The organism is Streptomyces sparsus (assembly GCF_054776295.1).
Genome location: NZ_BAAHCA010000127.1, coordinates 1 through 8,748, shown reverse-complemented (window position 1 = coordinate 8,748; position 8,748 = coordinate 1). Strand labels below are relative to the sequence as shown.

The 8,748-nt window shown below is 70.9% G+C and carries 6 protein-coding genes; 3 read left to right on the top strand and 3 right to left on the bottom strand.

Annotated elements, in window-relative coordinates:
* Both ACYVE9_RS09495 and ACYVE9_RS09490 read right to left on the bottom strand, forming a co-directional pair.
* The coding region (locus ACYVE9_RS09495; protein WP_461027312.1) for a sigma-70 family RNA polymerase sigma factor at positions 1–1,389 on the bottom strand (1,389 nt) is incomplete at its 3' end.
* A 172-nt stretch (positions 1,390–1,561) separates the two neighbouring features.
* Positions 1,562–2,509 (bottom strand): TetR/AcrR family transcriptional regulator, encoded by a 948-nt coding sequence (locus ACYVE9_RS09490; RefSeq protein WP_461027311.1) that lies wholly within the window; start codon positions 2,507–2,509, stop codon positions 1,562–1,564.
* A gap of 355 nt (positions 2,510–2,864) precedes the next feature.
* Here ACYVE9_RS09490 and ACYVE9_RS09485 point away from each other — a divergent pair, with 355 nt between their 5' ends.
* Positions 2,865–4,238 carry an NAD(P)/FAD-dependent oxidoreductase gene (locus ACYVE9_RS09485; protein ID WP_461027310.1) on the top strand — a complete coding sequence of 458 codons (1,374 nt, stop codon included), beginning with the start codon at positions 2,865–2,867 and terminating at the stop codon, positions 4,236–4,238.
* A gap of 118 nt (positions 4,239–4,356) precedes the next feature.
* Positions 4,357–6,138: an ATP-binding SpoIIE family protein phosphatase gene (locus ACYVE9_RS09480; RefSeq protein WP_461027309.1), complete on the top strand. Its 1,782-nt coding sequence runs from the start codon at positions 4,357–4,359 to the stop codon at positions 6,136–6,138.
* Between the two features lie 106 nt (positions 6,139–6,244).
* Here ACYVE9_RS09480 and ACYVE9_RS09475 read toward each other — a convergent pair whose 3' ends face one another.
* Positions 6,245–7,525: an MFS transporter gene (locus ACYVE9_RS09475; protein WP_461027313.1), complete on the bottom strand. Its 1,281-nt coding sequence runs from the start codon at positions 7,523–7,525 to the stop codon at positions 6,245–6,247.
* A gap of 283 nt (positions 7,526–7,808) precedes the next feature.
* Between ACYVE9_RS09475 and ACYVE9_RS09470 the strand changes: the two genes are divergently transcribed.
* Positions 7,809–8,315 carry a MarR family winged helix-turn-helix transcriptional regulator gene (locus ACYVE9_RS09470; RefSeq protein WP_461027308.1) on the top strand — a complete coding sequence of 169 codons (507 nt, stop codon included), beginning with the start codon at positions 7,809–7,811 and terminating at the stop codon, positions 8,313–8,315.
* The last annotated feature ends 433 nt before the right edge of the window (positions 8,316–8,748 follow it).

The following is an 8,748-nucleotide window of genomic DNA, read 5'->3' as shown; positions in this document are numbered from 1 at the left end:
CAAGCCCTCCGAGTCGGCGCCGCCGAGGCCCGCCTTGGTGCCGGCGGCGGCAGCGGAGCCGCCGATCGCAGCCGCGCCCACACCGCCCACGACGCCGGCAGCCTTGACCGAGTACGTCGCCGCGAACCAGCCGATGACCGCGACCGGAAGCAGCAGCCGCAGCCGCTCGTTGACGTCCTTGACCTCCATGGCGGCGATACGGCACTTGGCGCACTCTTCCAGATGCTTGCGCAGCCCGCGTTCCGCGCGCATCCGCAGACCGCCGCGCGCATACGCGCCGAGCCGGTCGGCGAACCGCGCGCAGTCTCCGCCGGAGGTCAGCGACTGGTTGACGTGCGCCTGCAGGTAGGCCTGCTTGAGGCCTTCCCGCGCCCGGTGGGCGAGCACCGCCGTGGCGTTGGCGGTGAGACCCAGGATGGGCGCCACCTCCTGCGGGGAGGAGTCCTCCACGGTGGTGTGCCACAGCACTGTCTGCCAGCGCTCCGGCAGAGCTCGGAACGCCTGCACCACCATCGAGTGCTCGGCCTCGTGCATGGCTCGCACGTCGGCGCCGAGGTCGAGCGTGTCCTCGTCGCTGGCGTGCGAGCCGACAGCAGACGTGGCGAACAGCGCGAAGTCCTCAACAAGGTGCTCGCGTTTGGCGGTTCGCCCCCAGGACGCGGCGGTGTGGCGGACGGCCGTCAGCAGGTAGGCACGGACTGCCGTGTCCGGCCCCTTGCCGCCGCGCACGGCTTGCAGGGTGCGGGCGAACACCTCGTTGGTGAGGTCGTCCGCGGTGTCCGCGTCGCGGCAGCAGGTGCGCGCGTAACGGCGGACCGCCTCGGTGTGCCGCCGGTACAGCTCGTCGTAGGCCTCGGCGTCGCCGTCGCGCATGCGCGACACCAACTCGCTGTCACCGACGGACTCGCCGTCACCGACCGACTGGCGGCCACCGACCGACTCGCCGATTTCCACCGGTTCGAGGTCAGCGCCCTCCCCGGCGGGACCGGCCAGGTCCTCACCGGCGGGACCGGCCAGGTCCTCCCCGGCGGAACTGGGGAGATAGCCGCCGAGGGCGCCCCCGCCTGCCGCACCCGATCCGGCCGGGCCGGAACGCTGGACCGGCACCGCCTGCGCCGTCTCCGGTGGGTCGGACGCTGCCGAGGAACCCGAGGGCGCGGACGGCTGCGAGGAACTCGAGCCGTCCTGGGAGCCCGGCGCATCCGGGGAGCCCGGGGCATCCGGGGAGCGCGAGGCGTCGGGGCCCCCCGAGGAGGCTGGCGCGTCCGGGGAGCCTGGCGCCTGGCCGTCGGGCGGACCGGCTTGAAGCGGGACCTTCGGAGCGGTGGCCTCGCCCGGGTCGTGCGGACGCCTGGTTCCCCGCGGTTCGTCCCGCCCCTCAACACCCATGACGGAAACTCCTGTAGACCCTGTTGCAGCCAACCACCGGCACAGAGTCCCACAGCGTCAGCGCGTGGGAGCGGGCCCCGCAACGCAACCACCCGTCCGGGTAGGTTTCGCACGGGCGAGCCCGGAGCCTCACCCTTTCGGGCGGCGGCTCCAGGCCGAGAGCCGTCGTGCGTCAGGCGCCTTCGCGCGAACGAAGACCCTGCAAGAGGATGTCGAGCAACCTGGTCGACGCCTCCGCCTGCTGCTCGGCGTCCGGCAGTGACGGTGCGGTGGTGGCTATGACCAGCAGCACGTCGGCGACCGTGACGTCCTCCCGCAGAGAGCCGGACTCCCTCGCCCTGTCGACGAGTTGGCTGACCACTGCCAGCAGTTCGGTGACGGCCTCTCCCTCACCCTCGACGGCCTCCACACCAGTCCCCGCGTCGCCATCGACCCCTCCGCCGAGGCCGGCCACCTCCCCCGCGGCGGCAGCCTCCTGCGCCTCCCCCCGGGCCTCACCGGCGCGCGGTCCACTCACCGCCGCGCCCGTCGAGAGCGGACCACGCTGCTCCCCCGCGGCCGCGTCTCCCTCTGCCGCGGAGGTGTCCGCGACCAGCCGCAGATCCGGCCCCCCGGAGCTGTCGGCCGGCTGCCGCTGGTGCGGCACCCGCAAGTGAGCCGAGGGCTGCGATGCCGCGCCGTCAGCCCCGGCCCGCAGGACACGCGGCGGCAGCAACCGGCCCGCGCCCGAAGCCACCGAGCTGCGCAGGAATCGCGCCAGCGCGGCCCAGGGGTCCGTCTCCTGGCTGAGCGCCGTACGTGCCTGTTCGGTCAGCCTGGCCGTCTCCTCCTCGGCTATCCGCTGCACCAGGACTTCCTTGCTCGGGAATCGGCGGTAGACCGTTCCCACCCCGACCCGGGCCCGTCGCGCGACGTCCTCCATAGGGGCGCCGTAACCCAACTCGCCGAACACCTCGCGGGCTGCCCGCAGTACGTGCTCGAGATTGCGCTGCGCGTCGATACGCAGCGGAGCCGATCGCCCCCCGCCGCCTGCCCCGTCCGGTGAGGCGGCCTCGGTCACCCCGTGTGCGTCCTGAATGGTGTGAACACCCTGAACACCCTGAACACCCTGAATACGCATAGTCGTTCCCCCGGTAATCACTGTCTCCCCCCGGAGACTCCCCGTCGTAGGCCGGCTCGCGAAGACCACGCCCCGCCACCGGCCGACTACGAACATAGTTGAGCGGTCGTCGGGAGAGAAGGGGGCTGGTTCCTGGTGGACTGCCCCCGATCGGAGTACAGACCTGTTCTGCCCGCTTTAGGCACCTGATCCACTCCTGTCAAAACCCTCCTGACCTGTGCATTCTTGCACCCGGTCCGACGATGGAGCGATCCGGAGGTTGAGCCTCCACCGGTCACACAATTCCTGAGACCTGTGGACAAACACCTGCCCGGCGGTGCGTCATGGACAGGTGACGCATGGACAGGGGTCGAAGGTGGCGAAGGAAACACGGCGCGTTCTGGTGATCGGTGGCGGGTATGTCGGCATGTACACCGCTCTGCGCCTCCAGAAGAAGCTCAAGCAGGAACTCAGAGCCGCCCGCGAGGGAGACGGCGGCGTGGAGATCGTCGTCGTCAGCCCCGAGCCGTACATGACGTACCAGCCGTTCCTCCCCGAGGCCGCCGCCGGCTCCATCTCCCCGCGCCACGTCGTCGTGCCCCTGCGCCGGGTACTGCCGCACTGCCGGATCATCGTCGGCGAGGCCACCGCCGTCGACCACGCCCGCCGCACCGCCACCGTCGAGACCATCGCCACCCAGGACGAGGGCGGCGGACCGCTCGACGTCACCTACGACGAGCTGGTCCTCGCCCCCGGATCGGTGTCCCGCACTCTGCCCGTGCCCGGCCTGGCAGAGGTGGGCATCGGCTTCAAGACCGTCGAGGAGGCCATCGGGCTGCGCAACCACGTCCTGGAACAGCTCGACATCGCCTCCTCCACCCGGAACCCCGACATCCGCGACGCCGCACTCACCTTCGTTTTCGTCGGCGGCGGATACGCCGGCGTCGAAGCGCTGGCCGAACTCGAGGACATGGCCCGCTACGCCTGCCGCTACTACCACAACCTGCGGCCTGAGGAGCAGAAGTGGATCCTCGTCGAGGCCAGCGACCGGATCCTGCCCGAAGTCGGCGAGGAGATGGGCAAGTACGCGGTGCGCGAGCTGCGCGGCAGGAACATCGACGTCCGGCTGGAGACCCGACTCGACAGCTGCGAGAACCGCGTCGCGGTCCTCAGTGACGGGGCTCGCCACCCCTGCCGGACGCTGGTGTGGACCGCCGGCGTGAAACCCCACCCCGTCATCGCCGCGAGCGACCTGCCGCGCACCGCCCGCGGACGCCTGCGGGGCACCGCCACGCTGCGCGTCGAAGGCGTGGAACACGCCTGGGCGGCCGGGGACGCGGCCGCCGTGCCCGACCTCACCGCGGACGACCCGGGCCAGGAGTGCGCCCCCAACGCCCAGCACGCGGTCCGCCAGGCGCGCCTGCTCGGCGACAACATCGTCGCCACGCTCCGCGGCGAACCCCTGGGCACCTACCGGCACTCGTACGCGGGATCCGTCGCCTCGCTCGGTCTCCACAAAGGTGTCGCGCGAGTGTACGGCCGCAAGCTGAAGGGCTACCCTGCCTGGCTCATGCACCGCGTCTACCACCTCAGCAGGGTGCCCACCTTCAACCGCAAGGCCCGGGTGCTCGCCGAATGGACCCTCGCCGGGTTCTTCAAGCGGGAGATCGTCTCCCTCGGCTCGCTGGAACACCCCCGTGCGGAGTTCGAGATGGCGGCGGGGGACGGGCACCGCCCTCCGCGGCGCTGACGCATGTCAGTCCCGTCGGCCACACTGGACATGTGACCATGGGTGCACTCCCGTCAGCAATGAGTCACGATCACCCCCGCTCCTCCCCTGACTCCCGGCAGAATCGGATCTAACCGCAGTGAACTTCACGCGCTGGAGCGCCCGCCTGCCCGGCACGCAGCGACGCATCGCTGCCGCGCGGGCGGGGAAGGCCGCCGATTCCGCAGCCGTCGCCCCCGCCGCACCCGGCTGGGAGGTGCCTTCCGCGCGCGCGGAACCCGTCGACCCCTCCCGGGCCACGGTGCGCACCGCCGCGATCGGCTCGTCCGGCATCGAGGAGCTGTCGGTGCACCGGCTGCTCGGCCAGGTGCCCGCCCTCGTCGCGGTGGTGCGGGGGCCCGAGCACCGCATCGCCTACGTCAACGACGCGTACGCCCGGGCGTTCGGTCCGCGCAGCATCGGCACACCGGCGAGGGAGTCGCTCCCCGAGCTCGTCGAGTTGGGGCTGCTGCCGCTGATGGAGCAGGTGCTGCGCAGCGGCAAACCCCGCACGGTCAAGGCCCGTCGCGTCCCGGGCGACCCCAAGCCCAGCCACTACACGTTCACCTGCACGCCGATCGATCTGACGGCGACGCCGGCCCGGGCGGACGGGGAGCGCCCGGCAGCGCAGGACGGTGCCCGGCCCGCGCAAGGCGGCGCGCCCAAGGGGAAGGCGACCACCCGGGACGATCGGGGCGTGCTGGTGTTCGCCACCGACGTGACGGACCAGATCGAGTCCGCCGAACGGCTGCGGGCCAGTGAGGCCCGCCAGCGGGAAGCGGCCGTCACTCTGCAACGCAGCCTGCTGCCGCAGGAACTCGAACAGCCCGACGACCTGCGGGTGGCCGCCACCTACCAACCGGGCGGCACCGAGGCCGCCGTCGGAGGCGACTGGTACGACGTCATCACCCTCGGCGCCGGCCGAACCGCCCTCGTCATCGGCGACGTCATGGGCCGCGGAGTCCGCGCGGCTGCCGTCATGGGCCAGCTGCGCACAGCCGTGCGGGCCTACGCCCGCCTCGACCTGCCGCCGCACGAGGTCCTGCAGCTGCTCGACGGACTCGCCGCCGAGATCGACGCCAGCCAGATCGCCACCTGCGTCTACGCGGTGCACGATCCCAACGAGGGTCGGCTCATCTACTCCTCCGCGGGCCACCTGCCGATCCTCGTGCGCAACGCGGACGGCACGGTGCACCGGGCGGACGAGCCCACCGGTCCGCCGCTGGGCACCGGCGGCTGGCTGCACACCTCCGGGTCCGTTCCGTTCGGTGAGGGCGCTACGGCCGTGCTGTACACCGACGGGCTCGTCGAACGCCGCGACGCCGACATCGACGAAGGCGTGGAAACCCTGGAACGGGCCTTCGCCGGGGCCACCGGCGCGCCCGACATCATCTGCGGCCGCCTCCTGCGGGCCCTGGGCATCACCGCCGAGCACGACGACGACGTGGCCGTGCTGGTCCTGCAGCACCCGGCCCGCACCGGGCACGAAGCCGAGCTGTTCCACAACGCCGCGCTCGACCTGCTCGGTGGTGTCGAGGCCGCACCCCGTGCCCGCGCCTTCGCCATGGGCGTGCTCACCTCCTGGCGCTTTCCCCGCGAACTGCACGACCTCGGAGTGCTCGCGGCCAGTGAGCTGGTCGCCAACTCCCTGCAGCACGGGACCCCTCCCATGCGCCTCCGGCTTCGCCGCACCGACCGGCGACTCATCATCGAGGTGACCGACGGCGACGATCACCTGCCTCGTCGGCGTCGGGCCGAACCGGCCGACGAGTCGGGCCGCGGCATCTCCATCGTCGCGACGATCGCCTCGTCGTGGGGATCGCGCCGAACGCCGGGCGGTGGCAAGGCCGTGTGGTGCGAGTTCGCCCTGCCGCGCTCCTGACCACCCCGCCTGACCATCCGCCGCCTGACCACCCGTCTCCCGTGCCATCGCCGCACCACCGCCCTGCGGCCTCGTTCGCTGGCTGACGGCCCGACCCGCCCGATCGTCAGACCGCGACCAGCTCCTTTGCGACCGGGGGCGACGCTGCCCGCAGCATCGGGTTGTCCTGCGCGGGGGTGAGACGGCGACCCAGCCGGAGTGCCAGCGCACTGACACCCAGCGAGCAGAACACCAGCATGACGATGTACGCGGCGTACGCGCCCTGGGCCGCCATCAGGCCGCCGACTGCCGGCCCCACAGCCACACCCAGCTGCTTGACCAGTGCGAACGCCGAGTTGTACTGCCCGATCATGCGGCTGGGTGCAAGGTCGGCGACCATCGGGGCGACCGTCGGGGAGAGCATCGCCTCACCGACCCCGAACAGTGCGTAGGTGCTTATCAGCAGGGCGGTGGCCACTGCCTGGGCGTGCGGCACCAGACCGGAGGTACCTGCGGCGATCCAGGCGACCGCCCATATCAGCCCGACGAGGGCGATGACCCGGCTGCGCCGCTTGCCGTCCACCATGCGCAGCACCACGAACTGAGCCAGCACGATCACGGCGGTGTTGGCGAACAGGGCGAAGCCGAGCGTTGAGGTGGAAACCCCGGTGACCTCCACGCCGTACACGGCGAGACCGGACTCGAACTGGCCGTAGCAGGTGAAGAAGAGAACGAAGCCGAGCACGCAGAGCAGGACCATCGCCCGGTCGTTGAGCATGCCGCGCCACCCGCCGCCGGTACGGTCGGGGTCCGTCGGCATGGTCTCGCCGACGCCCGCCGTCCGCGGCATCCGCACGGTCAGCAGCACGCCGGCCAGCACGACGAACATGACCGCCTCGATTCCGAACAGCAGGGTGAAGCTGCTCGGCCGATGCTCGTCGACGAGTTGGCCGCCGAGCAGCCCGCCGAATCCCATGCCCAGGTTGTTCAGAAAGAACTGGGTGGCGAAGGCGCGCGACCGGGTGGTGGTCGTGGAACACCAGACGATCATCGTCGCGAGCGACGGCTGGAGCACCGCGATGCCGGCACCCATGACGGCGGCGGATGCCAGCACGAGCGGCGCGCTGGTGGAGAGACCGAACCCGAGTGCTCCGCCGGAGGCCGCAGCCGTGCCCGCGAGCGCCACCGGCATCGGCCCGTGGCGGTCGATGACCCGACCGATGAAGGGCAGCACCAGGAGCGCCGCCGCGGCGAAGGCGGCCAGCACCGCCCCGGCCGTGCTCGGGCCGAGCTCCCGCACCCGAGCGACGTAGAGAAACAGATACGGAACGGTGAAGCCGCTGCCGAACGCGCTCAACGCGTTCCCGAGCTGGATCCGGCGCAAGGTCGCGCCCATCGCGGTGGTCACACTCACCTACCTAGGTCGTTGTGGTTCGTCGACGCCGCAGGTCGGCGGTCGTCGTGCTGCTGTCGGCGCCACCGCCGGCCGACCAGTTCCGTACGCCTGCTCGACTTCGGCCCGCCACGGACGTGGACAGGGCTGGGCTGGGAGGAGCAGGGCAGGGCAGGGCAGGACTGGACTGGGCAAGGCACGCGGGGGCAAGCCAAGAGCTGAGAGCTCAAGACTTCGAAGCTAAAGAGTACACACGGCAAGTCTTCGACGCCAATGACGTTCGTGGGATACTCCGGCCATGTCAGACCGTCAGCCCTCACTCGACGAGCAGATCGCGATCTACCAGCGCGAGTACCGCGACCTCGATCCCCAGGTGGAGAAGGTGGTCAGCGCACTGAGCCGTCTCGATCGCCGGATGAGCGTCGCCTACGGACGCCAGCTCGCCACGCTGGGCCTCAACAGCGCCGAGTGGGAGGTGCTGAAGGCCCTGGTCATGGTCGGTCGGCCGTACCAGCTCTGGCCGGGCACGATCGCCAAGCAACTGGGTCTGACGCCGGCGGCCATGACGCACCGCATCGACCGCATGGTCGCTGCGGGCCTCGTCACCCGCGAGCGTGACGAGGAGAACCGGGTGCGGGTGATCATCGGCCTGACCGACGAGGGCCGGGAGAAGTGGTTGCAGGTCATGCGCCAGGCGTCGTCCTTCGAGGAGTACCTGCTCCAGGACCTCTCCCAGGAGGACCGCGGGCAGCTGGGAGACCTGCTGACCCGCCTGCTGGACCGGGTCTCGGCGCACCTCGACTGAGCCCTCTCGGGCCGGCTGCCGCACGGGAGCCACGGACCGGCAGGAGGCGGAGTTGACACGGCCCCACGATCTCCGTAATGTTCTTCGGGTTGCCGCGGGGCTGTCTGGTCCTGGTGGCGGCGCTTCTGCCACTGCCGGTGGCGTTCACACACTCTGAGTTTGTTCCCCGTGAGGGTCTCTTTCGGTTTTCCGGAATTGGTTCGGTCGGCTCGATTTTGAGTCGTCGGGGGAATCCTCTAAAGTGGTGGACACGCCGGAAGGCGCGACAAAAGCTTTTCGGAGCGTTTGTGGTGCTGGGTGGTGGAGCCTCTGTTCCGACGGAGGATCGGATTGTGGAATTCGGCCGGGAACGGTCGGGGGAAAGAGTCTGATAGAGTCGGAAACACCGAAGGGAAGCGCCCGGAGGAGACCCGGAAGGGAATCCGAAGGAAGC